This is a genomic window from Microbulbifer sp. MCCC 1A16149 (genome assembly GCF_050368945.1).
Lineage (GTDB): Bacteria > Pseudomonadota > Gammaproteobacteria > Pseudomonadales > Cellvibrionaceae > Microbulbifer.
Genome location: NZ_CP185959.1, coordinates 208767 through 225955 on the forward strand (window position 1 = coordinate 208767; position 17189 = coordinate 225955).

Sequence of the window (17189 nt, forward strand, 5' to 3'; positions counted from 1 at the left end):
CGCCGGGCACGGATTTTGAATCTTTTCCCGGACGCCCCGTGTACCGGCATTGGATGTACATGCCGGTGTAGTTACCGATGTAGATACGACTGAAGTAGATACGAGCGGTTTAGTTACGAAAGTACCGAATAGTAAAAAGAGATGTGACCGGGCCACGGCTCAGGAATCACACAAGAGCAGTACCAAATACCAACTTTATATCGACGAGAAAGGGTTTTTTCATGGCTTTAATCAGCTTGCGTCAGCTGCTGGATCACGCCGCCGAGTTTGGCTACGGCGTACCGGCGTTTAACGTCAACAATCTGGAGCAGATGCGCGCGATCATGGAGGCCGCGGACCAGACCGACTCCCCGGTGATCGTGCAGGCCTCTGCCGGTGCCCGCAAATACGCCGGTGCTCCCTTCCTGCGCCACCTGATCCTGGCCGCTGTGGAAGAGTTCCCGCATATCCCGGTGGTGATGCACCAGGACCACGGCACCAGCCCTGCGGTGTGCCAGCGTTCCATCCAGCTGGGCTTCAGCTCGGTAATGATGGACGGCTCGCTGATGGACGACGGCAAGACCCCGGCGTCTTACGAGTACAACGTGGAAGTGACCAAGCGCGCTGTGGAAATGGCTCACGCCTGTGGTGTTTCCGTAGAGGGTGAGCTGGGTTGTCTGGGCTCCCTGGAAACCGGTATGGCCGGAGAAGAAGACGGTGTTGGCGCAGAGGGCAAGCTGTCCCACGACCAGCTGCTGACCGATCCGGAAGAAGCTGCGGATTTCGTCAAGAAAACCCAGGTAGACGCGCTGGCCATTGCCTGTGGTACCAGCCACGGTGCCTACAAGTTCACCCGTCCGCCCACGGGCGACATCCTCGCCATTGACCGCATCAAGGAAATCCACGCGCGCATCCCGGATACCCACCTGGTTATGCACGGTTCTTCCTCGGTGCCGCAGGAATGGCTGAAGGTGATCAACGAGTTCGGCGGTGAGATCCCGGAAACTTACGGCGTGCCGGTAGAGCAGATTTGCGAAGGCATCAAGTATGGTGTGCGCAAGGTCAACATCGATACTGACCTGCGCCTGGCATCCACCGGTGCGGTGCGTCGCTTCCTGGCTGAGAACCCGTCCGAGTTCGATCCGCGCAAATTCCTCAAGGCGACCACCCTGGCCATGAAGGACATCTGTGTGGCCCGCTACGAGGCCTTCAATACTGCTGGTAACGCCAGCAAAATCAAGCCGGTCAGCCTGGAATCCATGTTCGAGCGCTACGAGAAAGGTGAACTGGTGCCCAAGATCAATTGATCCGGGTACAGGTGTTCGTAAATGAAAAAGGGTGGACTTCGGTTCACCCTTTTTTATTTCCTGATTTCAACAAATAAGTGCAGTACCATTAAGTCATGGATCTGCTGAAAGACTTCAATGCTGTTGACCCCAGCCCGGTTATCCGCCGGCCGGATTACTCTGCACTGCGCAATGAATTGCCGCAGTTGGGTTTTGCCTGCGATCAGCCCCTCCCGGAATCGGTGGTTGCCTACCGCAATTACTATCGCCTCAATTTCGACGAAGCTTCCGGCACCGGTATCGGTACTTTCGAAGCCGCCGGTTTTGAGCTGGTTGCCCAGTACTGGAAAGTAGCCAAGCCCAGGGGCACACTGTTTATCTGCCACGGTTATTTTGACCACACCGGCATTTACGGTGCTGCCATTCGCTTTGGCCTGCAGCGCAATTTCAATGTGGTCTCCGTAGACTTTCCCGGTCACGGACTCTCCAGCGGTGAGCCGGTGGCGATCGATTCCTTCCTGCAATACCGCGAAGTGCTCGAAGCGCTGCTGCACTGTGCGCAGGGGAAAATGCCGGAACCCTGGCACGGCATGGGTCAGAGCACCGGTGGTGCCACTCTGCTGAACTATTTGCAGTTCACCCTCTGGCAGCCGTTCGACAAGGTTATGCTGTTGGCACCGTTGGTGCGGCCCGCCAACTGGCATCTGCGCAAGTGGATGTACTACCTGGGGCGCTACCTGCTGCCGCACCCGAGCCGCGGGTTCAACATCAACACCCACGACGCGGAGTTCGCGCGCCGTCAGGCACACCGTGACCCGCTGCAATCTCCGGTCATGTCGATCCGGTGGCTGGGGGCGATGGTGGACTGGCTGAAGGTATTTCCCAAAACCTGCCGCAATCCCAAGCCGATTCTGGTGCTGCAGGGTACGGACGACGAAACCGTGGACTGGCGCTACAACATGCGGGCTATTCGCGATCGCTTCCCGAATAGCAAGCGGGTTATTGTGCGCGGTGCCCGCCACCAGATGATCAATGAAACCCAGCCCTACCGGCAGCAGATTCTCACCGCGCTGGACGAGTGGCTGGGCCAGCCCTGAGCGGTTGTTGTGAAAAGCGCTGAGCGGCGGATCTAAATAGCCTTGTCTCTCAAGCGCCGCCGCTTGCGCCGCAGCACCAATGCATCCGCCGAGTAGAAGCCCAGAGCCGTCCACACAAAGATAAACGTCACCAGCTTGGTTTTATCAAACGGCTCGTTATAGAGCAGCACCGCGAGGAAAAACATCAGGGTCGGCCCCAGGTATTGCAGGAACCCGAGGGTAGACAGATTGAGCCTGCGCGCGGCGATATTGAACAGCAGCAGCGGTGTCAGGGTGATCGGGCCGGCGAGCAGCAGCAGGCCGTTTAGCTCCCAGGAATTGTTCAGCAGGTTGCTGGTCGGGCTGCTGGTCCAGAACAGGAAGCCCACGGCCAGTGGCAGCAGGAACAGGGTTTCCACAGTCATTCCGGTCAGGCTGTCCACCGGTGTCTGTTTGCGGACCAGTCCGTAAAAACCGAAGGTCAGGGCAACGCCCAGTGCCACCAGCGGCAGGCTGCCGAACTGCCAAAGCTCGTAGCCAATCCCCAGCGCCGCCAGCGCCACCGCGATCCACTGCAGCGGGCGCAGTTTTTCCCCGAGTACCAGAACCCCCAGCAAAACACTGATCAGCGGATTGATGTAGTAACCGAGACTGGCGTCCAGCAGGTGATCATTGACCACGGCCCAGATAAAAATCAGCCAGTTGGTGCTGATCAGCGCGGTGGAAACCAGCAGTGCCAGCATGGCCTTGCGGGATGACAGTACCGTTTTCAGCCCGCGCAGCTTGCCCAGCACCGCGAGCAGGATCAGCGCCAGCAGCAGCGACCAGATACTGCGGTGGGCGAGGATTTCCGGCGCGGAGAGGTTGCCGAGTAGTTTGAAATAGAGTGGCGCAATGCCCCAGATGAGGTAAGCGCCCAAACCCGCCAGCAACCCTGCGGCGGCGGAATCGGTGTTCTGGTTTTGCACGAGGAATATTCCTGGCTCACGGGTGCCCCTGGCAGCCTGTGACAGTGATTCGGGAAGACAGAAAGCAAGAAACCCGCTTGCTGTGTATCTGCTACACAGCAAGCGGGCTTCGCAAAGTCTAACAGACCCGCTTCGGGCCTGTCAGGAATGGTCGCCGGCTATGGCTTAGAAGAGTACGCGGCAGCGCAGGGTGCCGGGGATATTCTTCAGCTTTTCCAGTGCCAGGTCGGAGTACTCGGCATCCACGTCGATCACCACGTAGCCCACAGTCTCGTTGGTCTGCAGGAACTGGGCGGAGATGTTGATACCGTTGTCCGAGAACACCTGGTTGATCGCGCCGAGCACGCCGGGCACGTTCTTGTGGATGTGCAGCAGGCGGTGCGCACCGGCATGGCTGGGCAGTGCTACTTCCGGGAAGTTGACCGAGCTGGTGGTGGTACCGTTGTCGGAGTAGAGCGCCAGTTTGTCGGACACTTCCACGCCGATGTTCTCCTGGGCCTCTACCGTCGATCCGCCAATGTGGGGCGTCAGCAGGGCGTTGTCGAGGCCGCGCAGCGGGGAGACGAACTCGTCGTCGTTGCCGCGGGGCTCCACCGGGAATACGTCGATGGCGGTGGCCGCCAGGTGGCCGCTCTTCAGGGCTTCCGCCAGCGGTTCGATTTCCACCACGGTGCCGCGGGAAGCGTTCAGCAGGATCGCGCCTTTTTTCATCTTGGCGATCTGTTCCGCACCGATCATCCACTTGGTGGAGGGCAGTTCCGGTACGTGCAGGGACACGACATCGGCTTGGCCCAGCAGCTCATCGAGGCTGTTGACCTGGGAGGCATTGCCCAGGGGCAGTTTGGTGACTACATCGAAGAAGATCACGCGCATGCCGATGCTTTCCGCCAGCACCGAGGTCTGGGAGCCGATGGCACCGTAGCCGATAATACCCAGGGTCTTGCCGCGGGCCTCGTAGGAGCCCACCGCAGACTTCTGCCAGCCACCGCGGTGGCAGACCATATTCTTTTCGGGAATGCCGCGCAGCAGCATGATTGCCTCGGCAATCACCAGCTCGGCTACGCTGCGGGTATTGGAGTAGGGCGCGTTGAATACCGCAATACCCAGCTCGGTAGCGGCCGCCAGGTCCACCTGGTTGGTGCCGATACAGAAGCAGCCCACCGCGATCAGCTTGTTGGCGCTCTCCAGGACCTTGCGGGTAAGCTGGGTGCGGGAGCGGATGCCGATAAAGTGTGCGTCGGCAATCTTCTCGATCAGCTGATCTTCCGGCAGGGCCGTCTTGATGTACTCGACGTTGGTGTAGCCGCGGGATGACAGCAGGTCCACCGCAGACTGGTGAACGCCTTCCAGCAGCAAAATACGGATTTTGTCTTTTTGAAGAGACTTTTTCGGGGAAGTACTGGGCGGAGCCATAACGGATCTCTTGGCCGTGCGCGACAGCGAGGTATCGCGGCGTGTTAGCAATAACTGGTTGGAAGCCGCCGGGAGTCCGGCGAGGGCGGCATCATACCACAAGGGCTTTATAAAGCTTTATACGCAATGTCTATCCTAGGTATCGAATTTGGTTATGTATAAACACACTTACACCTGCAAAACTCCTGTCGACCTGCCGTTGGGCAAGATTGTGTGCGTCGGGCGTAACTACGCGGCCCATGCTGAGGAGCTGAACAACCCGATTCCCGAAGAGCCGCTGCTGTTCATCAAGCCGGCCACGGCGGTAGTCCCCATGGCAGAACCCGTGCACCTGCCGCGGGGCCGTGGCAGCTGTCATTTCGAGGGGGAGCTGGCGCTGCTGATCGGGCAGCCTTTGACCGAGGCCAACGCTGCAGACGTGCCCGCAGCCATCGCCGGCCTGGGCCTGGCGCTGGACCTGACCCTGCGGGAGCTGCAATCGGACCTCAAGAAACTGAGCCAGCCGTGGGAAAAAGCCAAGGGATTCGACGGCGCCTGCCCGCTGTCCCCCTTTGTAAAGCTGGACTGGCTGCCGGACTGGGACAATCTCACCTATACCCTGTGGCTCAACGGCGAGATCCGCCAGCGGGGAAAGTCCAACCATATGCTGACCCCGATTCTGGACCTGGTGGCCTATATCAGCAGCCACTTCACCCTGCTTCCGGGGGATGTGGTGCTGACGGGCACGCCCGCGGGAGTGGGAGAGCTACAAGTCGGGGATAAAGTGGCGATGGGGCTGGAAGAGGACTGGCTGCGGGTGGAGACCTTGGTGGTTTGAATTTAGCGGTTTGAATAACGGCAAGCTAAGATTGTTCCATTTTAAAACCCCCACTAAGATGCGCGTTTCTGTACTCAATCAGCGGGAAAATCGATGACAGATCTCAACCAAAAGACCACAATCCGCATCCTCACTACCGGTGGCACCATCGAAAAGAGCTACTGCGAAGCCGAGGGCACTCTGAAAAATCGTGCCTCGATAATTCGCGACGGCCTGATCTCCAGCCTGCGCCTGCCCTATACCCATCTCGAGCTGGACAGCGTCCTCAACAAGGACTCCCTGGAGATGGATGACAGTGACCGCGACCAGATCTGTGCCGCCATCGCCGGTACCGCAGAGAAAGGCGACCCCATCGTGGTACTGCATGGCACCGATACCATGTCTGTCACTGCCGATTACTGCTACGGCAAGATGGGCGCTCCCAAAGTGCCGGTGGTGTTCACTGGCGCGATGAAACCCATGGGCTTCATCGATTCCGACGCCCGCCAGAATGTTACCGAAGCCCTGCTCACCGCGCGGCTGGTCGAGCCCGGCTTCTATATTGCTTTCCACAACCGGGTGTTCCCGATTCCCGGCGCCCGCAAAAATCTCGAAACCGGTACATTTGAGGCCATTTGACGGCCGCTTGACCTATACCAGCACACGCCCTGCGGGATGCCGCCCGCAGGCGCGTCATGCCTCTGAAGCTCCGTCGAAAAACCTACACAGTCGCAGGCTACACTGTTACCCTCTGCTTTCCTTTGATTTGTGATCACATTTTAGGTATAAACTGAATAATCCTTCAGTTTTTAATCTTATAGCAAGAATAGAGGTGTGCCATGGCAGAACAACAAACCCCGCAAACCCTGCAGGAATGGCAGGCGCTGGCCGCCGACCTGCAAATCGAGGGTCGCGCCTTCATCAACGGCGAATACGTTGATGCGCTCTCCGGCCAGACCCGCCCTAGCATCAACCCCGCCGACGGCAAGGAGCTGGCTCAGATCGCCAGTTGTGGACCGGAAGATGCCGAGCGCGCGGTCAAAGTGGCCCGCGACACCTTCGAATCCGGCGTCTGGTCCCATATGCCGCCGATGGATCGCAAGAAGATCCTGGTGCGCTTTGCCGAGCTGATCGAAGAGAACAAGATTGAAATTGCGTTGCTGGAAAGTCTCGACGCCGGCAAGCCCATCAGCGACACCATGAACGTGGACGTCCCCAGCGCGGTGACCACCATTCGCTGGAACGCCGAGGCCATCGACAAGATTTACGACGAGATTGCGCCCACCGGCCCCACCGAGATCGGCCTGATTACCCGTATGCCGCTGGGCGTTGTGGCAGCGATTGTGCCTTGGAACTTCCCGCTCTCCACCACCGCGTGGAAACTGGGCCCGGCGCTGGCCACCGGCAACAGCGTGATCCTGAAGCCCGCCTCCAACACACCGCTGACCGCCATCAAGCTGGCGGGTCTGGCGAAGCAGGCTGGCGTGCCCGACGGCGTGCTGAACGTACTGCCTGGCCCCGGCAGCTCCCTGGGCAAAACCCTGGGCCTGCACATGGATATCGACGGCCTGACCTTCACCGGTTCCACCGAAGTGGGCAAGACCCTCACTGAGTACTCGGGCCAGTCCAACCTCAAGCGCACCTTCCTCGAGCTGGGTGGCAAGAGCCCCAACATCGTGTTCGCCGATGCGGACCTGGACAAGGCGGCAGAAGCCGCGGCGCTGGCGGTGTTCTACAACCAGGGCGAAACCTGTACCGCCGGCACCCGCCTACTGGTGGAGAAGGGCATCGCCGATACCTTTATCGAGAAGGTGAAGAAAGCTTCCGAGCGCTTCAAGCCGGGCCACCCGCAGGACCCGAACAGCGTGATGGGCGCACTGATCGACCAGAGCCAGTTCGACACCGTCGAATTCTACGTGGCCAAGGGCCTGGAGCAGGGTGCGCAGCTGGTATGCGGCGGCAAGCCGGCAGATGCGGTTGAGGGCGGTCACTACTACGAGCCGACCATCTTCAGGGGTGTGAACGGCGATATGACCATCGCACGCGAGGAAATCTTCGGCCCGGTGCTCTCCATTATCGAATTCGAGACCGAAGAAGAGGCGCTGAAGATCGCCAACGATTCCATCTACGGCCTCGCCTCCGGTGTGTGGACCAAAGACATCAGCCGCGCGCACCGCATGGCCCGCGACATCCGCGCCGGTTCCGTGTGGATCAACAACTACTTCGGCGGCGACATCACCGTGCCGTTCGGCGGCTTCAAGCAGTCTGGCAATGGTCGCGACAAGTCCCTGCACGCGCTGGATAAGTACTGTGAGCTGAAATCCACCTGGATCGACATCAGTTGATCCCGGATTTGGTTTGTCCCTATTCGACTCCATTTGGGCCGCCTTAGCGGCCCTTTTTTGTGCTGTTCAGGCTGCAGTCATACACCGGAGTGAATAATGGAAATGTGATCTGCGGCGAGCCCGCGGACCGGCCGACGGTATACGATATCGCCCCTGAATCTGGGAAATGAATGACTGACGGGAGTAATCACTCATGTTGAAGAGCCTGACCAGCGCACTTGTCGCAATCGCCCTCGCGGTGCCGGCCACCACCGTACTGGCCAAGCCGGATAAAGGCGGTGACCTGCCTCCGGGCCTGCAGAAGAAAGTCGAGCGCGGCGGTGAACTGCCTCCCGGCTGGAAGAAGAAGTTGCGCCCCGGCTACGTGCTCGAGGACGAAATCTACCGCCATGCGGTCATTGTGAAGCCTGTGGACAGTCGCGGGCTGGTTACCGTGCGTATCGAAGGGGAACTGGTTCGCCTGATGCACGCCACCCACGAGATCGTCGACATCCTCTCCCACTGACACACGTCCATTGAAACTGGGCGCGAGTGCGGGGCCACGCTATACCTTCGGTTAGTTGTGTTTCCGCATTCGGGTTCGTATGCCCGGGGAGATAATCCATGGGTGAATATCACCACGGCTTTTCTGTCAGTATCGAACGCACCGGAGATGAACGGGTGCTGTTGTCGATGCATGCCCGCGGCAAGCTGCAACACGAGGATTATGAAACCCTCGTGCCCATGCTGGAGTCCGCCATTGCCGGGATGGACCATCCCAAAGTAGATGTGCTGTTTGATATGCGCGACCTGGCCGGATGGGAAATTCGTGCCGCCTGGGATGATCTCAAACTGGGCCTGAAACATGGCCGTCAATTCAATCGAGTCGCCATGGTGGGCGATAAGCAGTGGCAGGAAGTCGCGGCCAAAATCGGCACCTGGTTTATCGGTGGCGAAGCCAGGGTATTCGACGATAAGGCAGAGGCCTTGGCCTGGTTGTCGTAAAGCGCATAAACTCTCCCCTCAGATAATTCCGAAGACGGCCCCTGCCGCAAGACAGGGGCCGTTTTCTATACGTCTATCATTCGCGCAATATCAATAATTACTGCGCAAAACGGGGAAACATCATGTTCGAATGGATTGCGAGCCCGGAGGCGTGGATCGCCCTCGCCACCCTGGCCGCCCTGGAAATTGTTCTGGGGATCGACAACATTATCTTTATTTCCATCCTGGTCGGCCGCCTGCCGGAGAAGCAGCGCGAGTCTGCGCGTTTTATCGGCCTGGCACTGGCGATGATCACACGACTGGCACTACTGTTCTCCATCGCCTGGATCATGGGACTCACCGAACCCTGGTTCACCGTTTTTGGCGAGGAGATTTCCGGGCGCGATGTGATCCTGATTGGCGGTGGCCTGTTCCTGCTGTTCAAGGCAACCCATGAGATCCACAACAGCCTCGAGGGCGAGGATGGCGGAAGTGCCAGTGTGGCGACCGCAACTTACGGCATGGTGCTGGCACAGATCGCTGTACTGGACATCGTGTTCTCGCTGGATTCGGTGATTACCGCGGTGGGCCTGGTGGACCATATTTCCATCATGGCCATCGCCATTATCCTGGCGGTGGGGGTGATGCTGGTAGCGGCCAAACCCATCGGCGACTTTGTCGATCGTCACCCCACCATCAAGATGCTGGCGCTGTCGTTCCTGATACTGGTCGGCGTCACCCTGATTATCGAAGGCTTCGACGTGCATGTGCCCAAGGGTTATATCTATTTCGCAATGGCCTTCTCCATGGCCGTGGAAATGCTGAATATCCGCATGCGCAGCAAAAAAGCCGAGGCGGTGAAGTTACACAAGCCGATTCGCGAAGAATCATAAGTGCGATAAACAATCCGAAAGGTAAAAAAGGGACGATTCAATCGTCCCTTTTTTGTTGTCCAGAGGTCGATTACTACTGACAGACACTCTGAATTTGGTGTGCTTCCTGTACAGCTTCGAGCCAATAGTAGGTCTCATTGTCGCTGAAGTAGTAGTACACGCTATCGTTTGGTAGCAGTACCACAGTGATCCCACCATAACCGGACAGGAACGGAATCCACTGCGCGCCGCTGCAGCCACTCAGGTTGCCGGCCACATTGTGTGCCCAGAACCCGTTGTTGTAACGGTAGTCGGCCAGCGGCACGGTACCTGTATCGGCGCTATTGCGCTGCATGGCAGCATTGAGCTGGTTGCTATCGAGCATTTGCTGGCCGTTGATCTCGCCATCGTCGATGCCGACAAAGCTCGCTATTTTTGCCACATCGTCGGGTAGCCACATCAGGCCCCAGCCGGCAAAGGGTTGTTCCACCGAGTCGTAGGTGCGGCGCGTGTACTTGCCAGTAGGGCTGATGCCTATCGGGTCCCACAGATCGGCGACAATGATGTCGGCAAAGATATCCGCGCTACTGCCCTGCTGGTCCTGCAGGTAGTCATTCATATGAGTGCCGGCTATGTAGGTGTCCGAGGTGTGGTATACCCACTGGTTCCCCGGTGTTGCCTTGCGCGAATACTGGCTACAACTGTAATTGATTTTGCTGTTGTGGCTGTCGCTCAGGAACAGGTTGTCGGTGTGGGAAGCACCCTCATCCACCATATAAGTGGCATCACCATAATTCCCGGTTGCCATATCCAGCAGATTGTTCAGCGTTACATCGGACCAGTTGCCATTGTTGTTGCAGGCTGGTACATGGCTCGCAACGGCGGTATTGCGCACGCCGGGGTAAAGTTTCTCCAGTCGCATCATCGCCACACCGCCAAAGAAGGATTTGGCCGAAGAGTAGGACGGCACCACCATGGAGTCGCAGTAGGGGTAGTTGCCATAGCGGGTAACGCAGTTGCCGCGGTAATGCACTCCACCGTAGATAAATCCGGCAGTGGAAACGTGACTGGCATCGGTGCTGCCGGGTGCTTCAAATGCGGAGGGGCTGGTGCCCGGGTAATCCGTGCTGAGCGCCGACAATGGTTTGGTTGGCATGCGGCCGGCAATTTCTGCATGGTAGTCCTGAATCCACTGGCTCTGGTTGGCAATGGTTTCCGGTGTGTAGGTGGCGCTGAGTAGTCCCCACCAGTCGGCCTTGAAATACAGGCAGGTTTCATTGCTGATCTGGTAGGCGACCTTGGAAATGGAGCCATCATCCTTGAATAGGAATGTCATCACTCCGTTGTGCATGCAGTTGGCATTGCGTTGTTGCAGGGCGAAGGGAATGGCTGCACGGCTGTAGCCGTTATCGTTGTTTTCCTGCCAAGCTCGACCCGGTGTCAGCACATATTCCCAGTTGGGGTGCGCACTGGGGATGGAACCGCGTTCCAGCGGGAAAATGTGACTGCCGGTCTGAATAAACTGGAACGCAAACTCCGGCAAGTGTTTGCGTGTGTTATCGCCACCGCCGGTGTAGTTGTAAGTATCTTTTACTTCGGCAAAGCTACCTCCGGTCGCTTCACCGCTTAGTGTCAGTGTGCCGGAAAATGCATTCTGCGGATGCGCCGCATTTTGCGGCACGCCGTAAGCAGAAAGGTTTACGCGGCTGCCCGGGTCGCTTCCGTTCATTAACACGTTATAGGTCAACAGTCTGCGTGAAACGTTTCCGGATCCGCTCAGCTCATCATAGTAATCGTCGTTGCTTCCACCACTACTACTTCCACCACTCCCGGTATCAACATCTCCGGTCACCAGAATGTTGTCACCGTAACAGTAATCGTAATAGTCGTTGCCAGCATTGCGATAACGGATCATCAGTTGGGATTTATTATCCGCATCAATGGCCACACTGTTTGCAGTGTACAGGGCACTGTTGTCCTGCCCATTGAAAAGGGTAATCGCATTTACCCAGGCGCTGCCGCCATTATTGGATACTTCCGCCACACAGGTTTCACCGTACTCAAGGGAGTACGCCGAAATATCCAGCGAGATATTGACGTTCACGTAACCCACCGTGGACAGGGTATAGGTAGAACTGGCACCGCTGCCGCGCAGACCAATTGAGTAATTGCCGTAGTACGCGTTGGCATACACGGTGCCGGTTGTACTCCAGCCAAAGATGTTGCCGTCCTGGAAGTCTTCATCAAAAAGGGGAGCAGCCTGGATCGTAGGCGCTGCGCAGGCGACGAGAAAAACTGCCGCTATAAGGTGCCGAATCATTTTCATTTTCTTTAGACCCTCGCGTCGTAGGGGTGACTGGGCATCGTGCGCTTTTCAATAAGTCCCGCTCAGCGCGCGCGATGAACACTGTGCTTGCAGGTTCTCGCAATCCCGTATCGATCGTTAGCGCCACTTGTGCGGCAGCGTTGGATCCAGAAACAGCATTGGCAGAGGTTTGTGTGAAAAATGATCAAGTTCGAAATGCATCACGCTTTGTGAGACATTAATCACACTAACAACACCAATTAGAGGTGATACCGAGATGGTTGTGATTGCCGGTATGGATACATGGCGCCGGGCTGGCCGGGGGATTTCCCGGGCCTGCAGCCTGTTGATTTTCACTTTGCTCGTGGCCTGCGGAGGTGACCGAGCGGAGAAAGAGGTGCAGTCAGTAGCTACTCCGTCCGAGCAGCAAGTGGGAGAAGAGGGCACTATCGCGCCCGAAGAGCCCCTGATCCCTGAATTTGAAAACTATATCGAGCGCGGCGATCTGGATGCCATTGCCGAACGCGAGACCCTGCGGCTGTTGGCACCGCGCGGACTGGAGGAGGAGTCACTGCCCCGCGACGGCCTGCCCACCGGAGAGTGGCGCGCACTGGCCGAAAAATTCGCCCACGAGCGCGGGCTGACTCCGCAGTGGATATATGTGGATAACTTTGCCCAATTAATCCCGGCGCTGATTGAGGGACGCGGTGACCTGATTGCGATTAACTTTTCCCGCACCCCGGAGCGCGCCAGGCAGGTCACCTTTACCCGGCCACTGGAATACGTGCAGGAGCTACTGATTACCCGGCGCGACACTAGCCAAAGTGATGCCCCGCTGGAGGTGGCACTGAGAAAAGGCAGTGCGTTCGCAGAAACCCTGAGCCAGCGCGCCGATACCGCGCGGCCCCTGACACCGAAATATCTGGAAGGCCCGGTTACCCAGGATGAACTGCTCGGTGGTGTCGCCAGTGGCGAGTTTGCGGCGACGGTAATCGACAGCAACCTGGCCGATGTACTACTGGCAGATTTCCCCGCTCTACAGGCGGAAGACCTGCGCGACAAGCGCCGCGCCATTGCCTGGGCGGTGCGTCGCGATGCGCCGAAGCTTGAGCGCGCGCTGAATGAATACTTTACCCGCGAACATCTCGAGGCAGCCCAGCGCCGTGCCAGCGCACTGCGGGACTGGGATCAGATTCGGGAAACCCGCACCCTGCGCGTACTCACTCGCAATCACCCGGCCTCCTATTTCATGTGGCGGGGCGAGCTGATGGGGTTTGATTACGACCTGTTGCAGCGCTTTGCCAGGGATCACGGCTTGCGCCTGAGCATGGTGGTACCGGGGCCGGATGTGGATCTGGCGGAGGCACTGGCGGCGGGGCTAGGCGACGTGATCGCCGCGTCCACGACCGTCACCGAGTCGCGTAAACAGCAGGGCCTGGTATTTACCCGTCCCTATATGCAGGTAACTGAACAGCTGATCACCGCGGCGGACAATATCGTTGAGAGTGCGCAGGCGATCCCGGTGGCACAGCAGCTGAGCGGACAGTCTGTCGCGGTTAATCCGCTCAGCAGTTACTACACCAGTCTCACCGCTGTCGCAGCCGCGAGTGAGGCGCCCATCGAGATCCTGCCGATAGCCGGGGCGACCACAGAGCAGCTGATCGACGGTGTGGCAACCGGACGCTACGATTACACCGTGGCGGATTCGCACCTGCTAGAGATTGAGCAGACCTACCGCGATGACTTTCAGGTAATCGGGGATCTCGGTGGCGAGCGCGATATCGCCTGGGCGGTGCGCAAAGACCAGCCCGCGTTGCTGGAGGAGTTAAACGGGTTTCTGAACAAGTATTACCGCGGGCTGTTTTTCAACGTCACTTACAACAAATACTTCCGCGAAGAAAAACGCATCAAGCGGAAGCTGGGAGAGCGTCTGCGGGATACCAGTACGCTCTCTCCTTACGATCCGATCGTGCGCAAGCACGCGGTGCCTGCCGATCGGGACTGGCGTATGGTCGTTTCACAGATGTATCAGGAGAGCCGTTTTAATCCGCGGGCAAAATCCTTTGCCGGCGCGCGCGGCCTGATGCAGGTGATGCCGCGTACCGCGCATCAGATGGGCATATCCGATCTGTACCATCCAGAAAACGGCATTCGTGCGGGAATTTCCTATCTGGGTTGGCTGGAAGAGCGCTTTCCCACAAGCCTTGCCTTCGACCAGAAAATTTTCTTCACCCTGGCCGCCTACAACGCCGGCCACGGCCATGTGAGGGACGCGCGCGTGCTCGCCGAGCAACTGGGCAAAGACCCGGATCGCTGGTTCGATAATGTGGAAGACGCGATGTTGCTGTTGTCACAGCCGGAATACTACAAGAAGGCGCGTTTTGGATATGTGCGGGGCCGGGAGCCGGTGAACTATGTGCGCGAGATCCGCGATCGCTATTTCGGATATGTCTCGGTGGCGCGCAATGAAAGGATGGCAGAACAGCAGTAGACCATATCCGCGTAGGGCGCAGCCGGCGAAAGACCTTGCCGACTGTGCCCGCGCAAAGCATCAGACCCGGGCGGTTACCTGAATCTCGATCTTCATTGCATCTTCCAGCAGTCGCGCCTCAAAAAAGGTTGCCGCCGGGCGCACATCCCCGAGCCACTTTTCGAACACCGGCCAGCAGGGTTTGAAGTCCTCACGGTCGGGCAGAATATAAGCCACCCGTACGATCTTATCGATACTGCTGCCCGCTTCCTGCAGGGCCTGCTCGATATTACTGAAGCACTGATCCGCCTGCTCCGTCACATCGTCGCTGATGCTGTTGGTGGCGTAGTTGAAACCGGTAGTCCCGGAGACAAATACATAGTCCCCATCCACCACCGCGCGTGAATAACCGATTTTTTGTTCAAACTCCGATCCACTGGAAATCAGTTTTCTGCTCACCGAAATTCTCCTTGAGATAGGGCTCCGCCCGATACGGGAGCCCGTGAATATTGGGCGCGGGATGATGCCACACTCTGAACACTTCACCTAGCACCCGGAGATTTCCGGTGACTACTGCGGGGTCACGTGCGACCGTGAAAAAAACATCTAATTCAACTCTGGCACGAATTTATAGTGGCTGAGATAGGCAAAAAAAGGTGATCTAATACTGGCCTGCTTGAATCTGCACCGGGGTGCAGTCATCAAATAATCGAACAATCACAGGAGGTGATCGTCGTGCCCGTATTCGCCTATCAATCCCTCAATTCCGGCGTCCAGGTCGATCATGGCGTGGCCGCATCCAACTCCCAGCGGTTTACCAAAAGTACTCACACGAATATCGCCAAGAGTGACAAGCCCTGGATGTTGTCGATGCCTGTAGCGGAAGGCGCGGCACCGGATGTGCCGGTTCACGGCCCCGCGCAGTTGCTACCCACCGCAAAGGATATCTACAAAAAACAGGGGCGCTTTACGGATAAGGTTTTTCTGAACCTGGTGGAGGGAAAAGCGCGCCAGACCCATCAGCACCTGATCCGCTCACTCGGCCAGTGCAGTGTGCTTGTTTACGGTGAACTGGATGGCAATCACAGCGAATGGCAGAGCATGCAGCAGCACGCCGGTAACCTGTTGACCGCAACCAGTACCGGAAAGGCGTGCAATAGCTTCAGCGTGCATACCAATGGCTCCGGTAGTCACCGTTTCATCCAGGCCGGTATGGGCTGGATTGCCATCGAGAGCGACGGTATCCGCGCGCTGTTCGTGCACGTGCCCAACAGCGTTGCCACCAAAAAGGACCTGACCAGGAAATTCTACAGCGACATCCACTCCCGGGTTCTGCAGTCCGAGGGCGGTGGTGTGATTGACGTTATCATGGGCGACACCAACCAGCCGAGTGTGGGCTATACCCAGGAAGTGGTGTCCGGTGCGATGGGACAATCGTTTGCGGAGTTCCACCAGGGCAAACAGATCCAGCCGGAAGATGCCTACCAGCGCAGCTTTGGCGGCACCAACAGTAATGCCAGCAAAAAATACGATGTGGCGGTCTACAACACCAACACGGTAAAGATCGAAAACCTCGTTTACCTCTCCCAGTGCGTGGATGTCGCCGGAGCCAGTGGCGCCGCGGCGATTACCGACCACATGGGAATCGGGGTCAAGATCGCCAGGGTGTGAGCGCCCCGGCGAATTCTCAGCATTCAGCTCAGGACTGCGCTTAGGACTCAGTTTAGGACTCTGCATCACTGTCACCGGTCAGTTCCGCCTGCGACAATGCGCGCTGGCTTTGCAAGCGGTACACATTGCGCAGGTTGTGCTGGGCCGCGGTGTTGCTTCTATCCAGGGCCAGCGCCTGACTGTAACTCAGCTCTGCCAGTTCCAGATTGCCGTCCCGTCGCTGGATATAACCGAGGGTATTCCACAACAGGCTGGAGCCGGGGTTGAGGGTCAGCGCCTCCTGCAACAGATCGACCGCTTCTTCCCGCCGCTGTTCTTTCTCCAGTTCCAGTGCCCGGTTGTTCAGGTACAGGGACTGTACCGTGGCATCGTCCAGCCGCTTGTGCCGGTATGGGCTGCGCGGATCGAAGTTGAATTCCAGAATGCGCGTGGACCAGCCGAAGGAGACCTCCGCATTGATATGCAGGATATTCTGTACCAGTGCATTGCCACTGCTTCCCGACGTTGTCCTGCGCCCCATTGGGGCGTGTACCCGGTTGAAGTGCGCTTCCAGACCCACCTCGCGCGCCAGTGCCACCATCAGTGCAGAAAATGAAATACAGTTGCCGCGGCGCTCGGCAAACGCCTCCGCGGCGGTGGCGGTAGTATCGAGATCGTAAATCAGTTCAAAACGCTGCTGCTTCAGGGTGCGCAGAATCTGGCGGAATCGCTGGTTGGGGCTGAGGGATGGATCGATCGAATCCACAAACGCCCGCATTTCCGGACTGACCGCCAGCAGTCCCTGTGAATAACCGGGCCCGGTGAGTGCGGATGCTCCCGGTTCCATTGATTGGCCGAAGGTGATTTCCAGGGCTTCTGCCAGTGATTCGGCCTGGTCCTCACTCAGGGCCGCCTCACCGGTGGTGATAGAGCCCCCGCTCAGTGCCCGTGGGGGCGTGGAGCTGGGACTGCCCGCACAACCCAGCTGCAGCGCCACGATAAAAATTGCCATCCATCGCATGAGATATTCCTCTTGGTTTTTCCTCCTGTCAGGTTGGTAATGGAC

At 58.1% G+C, this 17189-nt stretch carries 15 protein-coding genes; 10 read left to right on the forward strand and 5 right to left on the reverse strand.

All coding sequences use genetic code 11. The features are described 5' to 3' along the window. The first annotated feature begins 221 nt into the window (after nucleotides 1-221). Together fba and ACONT6_RS00855 are read left to right on the forward strand one after the other, a co-directional pair. Nucleotides 222-1286, forward strand: a complete 1065-nt coding sequence (gene fba, locus ACONT6_RS00850; RefSeq protein ID WP_428820016.1) for a class II fructose-bisphosphate aldolase — start codon at nucleotides 222-224, stop codon at nucleotides 1284-1286. 95 nt (nucleotides 1287-1381) lie between these two features. After that, nucleotides 1382-2362, forward strand: coding sequence for an alpha/beta hydrolase (locus ACONT6_RS00855; protein WP_428820017.1), 981 nt, complete (start codon nucleotides 1382-1384; stop codon nucleotides 2360-2362). 32 nt (nucleotides 2363-2394) lie between these two features. On the opposite strand, the gene rarD is transcribed toward ACONT6_RS00855, so the two are convergent. Both rarD and serA read right to left on the reverse strand, forming a co-directional pair. Continuing rightward, nucleotides 2395-3309, reverse strand: a complete 915-nt coding sequence (gene rarD, locus ACONT6_RS00860; protein WP_428820018.1) for an EamA family transporter RarD — start codon at nucleotides 3307-3309, stop codon at nucleotides 2395-2397. Nucleotides 3310-3474: 165 nt separating this feature from the next. Continuing rightward, the gene (gene serA / locus ACONT6_RS00865; RefSeq protein ID WP_428820019.1) at nucleotides 3475-4722 is read right to left on the reverse strand and encodes a phosphoglycerate dehydrogenase; all 1248 of its coding nucleotides are present in this window, start codon (nucleotides 4720-4722) and stop codon (nucleotides 3475-3477) included. Nucleotides 4723-4876: 154 nt separating this feature from the next. On the opposite strand from serA, the gene ACONT6_RS00870 reads away from it, so the two are divergent. The 6 genes from ACONT6_RS00870 to ACONT6_RS00895 all read left to right on the forward strand — a co-directional run bounded on the left by ACONT6_RS00870 (nucleotide 4877) and on the right by ACONT6_RS00895 (nucleotide 9719). Further along, nucleotides 4877-5539, forward strand: coding sequence for a fumarylacetoacetate hydrolase family protein (locus ACONT6_RS00870; protein ID WP_428820020.1), 663 nt, complete (start codon nucleotides 4877-4879; stop codon nucleotides 5537-5539). A 93-nt stretch (nucleotides 5540-5632) separates the two neighbouring features. Further along, nucleotides 5633-6157, forward strand: a complete 525-nt coding sequence (locus ACONT6_RS00875; protein ID WP_428820021.1) for an asparaginase domain-containing protein — start codon at nucleotides 5633-5635, stop codon at nucleotides 6155-6157. Nucleotides 6158-6357: 200 nt separating this feature from the next. Next, entirely contained in the window at nucleotides 6358-7863 is a 1506-nt protein-coding gene (locus ACONT6_RS00880) for an aldehyde dehydrogenase (protein WP_428820022.1), read from the forward strand. A 193-nt stretch (nucleotides 7864-8056) separates the two neighbouring features. Further along, on the forward strand, nucleotides 8057-8368 hold the full coding sequence (locus ACONT6_RS00885; protein ID WP_078083678.1) for a hypothetical protein: 312 nt from the start codon (nucleotides 8057-8059) through the stop codon (nucleotides 8366-8368). 98 nt (nucleotides 8369-8466) lie between these two features. Further along, a complete protein-coding gene (locus ACONT6_RS00890) occupies nucleotides 8467-8847 on the forward strand; it encodes an STAS/SEC14 domain-containing protein (protein ID WP_428820023.1) in 381 nt (126 codons plus the stop codon). Between the two features lie 122 nt (nucleotides 8848-8969). Then, nucleotides 8970-9719, forward strand: coding sequence for a TerC family protein (locus tag ACONT6_RS00895; RefSeq protein ID WP_428820024.1), 750 nt, complete (start codon nucleotides 8970-8972; stop codon nucleotides 9717-9719). Between the two features lie 73 nt (nucleotides 9720-9792). Here ACONT6_RS00895 and ACONT6_RS00900 read toward each other — a convergent pair whose 3' ends face one another. Continuing rightward, nucleotides 9793-12018, reverse strand: a complete 2226-nt coding sequence (locus tag ACONT6_RS00900; RefSeq protein ID WP_428820025.1) for a hypothetical protein — start codon at nucleotides 12016-12018, stop codon at nucleotides 9793-9795. A gap of 382 nt (nucleotides 12019-12400) precedes the next feature. On the opposite strand from ACONT6_RS00900, the gene ACONT6_RS00905 reads away from it, so the two are divergent. Further along, entirely contained in the window at nucleotides 12401-14494 is a 2094-nt protein-coding gene (locus ACONT6_RS00905) for a transporter substrate-binding domain-containing protein (protein WP_428820026.1), read from the forward strand. 60 nt (nucleotides 14495-14554) lie between these two features. On the opposite strand, the gene ACONT6_RS00910 is transcribed toward ACONT6_RS00905, so the two are convergent. After that, nucleotides 14555-14932 carry a RidA family protein gene (locus ACONT6_RS00910; RefSeq protein WP_428820027.1) on the reverse strand — a complete coding sequence of 126 codons (378 nt, stop codon included), beginning with the start codon at nucleotides 14930-14932 and terminating at the stop codon, nucleotides 14555-14557. Between the two features lie 276 nt (nucleotides 14933-15208). Here ACONT6_RS00910 and ACONT6_RS00915 point away from each other — a divergent pair, with 276 nt between their 5' ends. Continuing rightward, the gene (locus ACONT6_RS00915; protein ID WP_428820028.1) at nucleotides 15209-16144 is read left to right on the forward strand and encodes a hypothetical protein; all 936 of its coding nucleotides are present in this window, start codon (nucleotides 15209-15211) and stop codon (nucleotides 16142-16144) included. A 52-nt stretch (nucleotides 16145-16196) separates the two neighbouring features. On the opposite strand, the gene ACONT6_RS00920 is transcribed toward ACONT6_RS00915, so the two are convergent. Continuing rightward, nucleotides 16197-17144, reverse strand: a complete 948-nt coding sequence (locus ACONT6_RS00920) for a transglutaminase domain-containing protein (protein ID WP_428820029.1) — start codon at nucleotides 17142-17144, stop codon at nucleotides 16197-16199. Nucleotides 17145-17189: the final 45 nt, after the last annotated feature.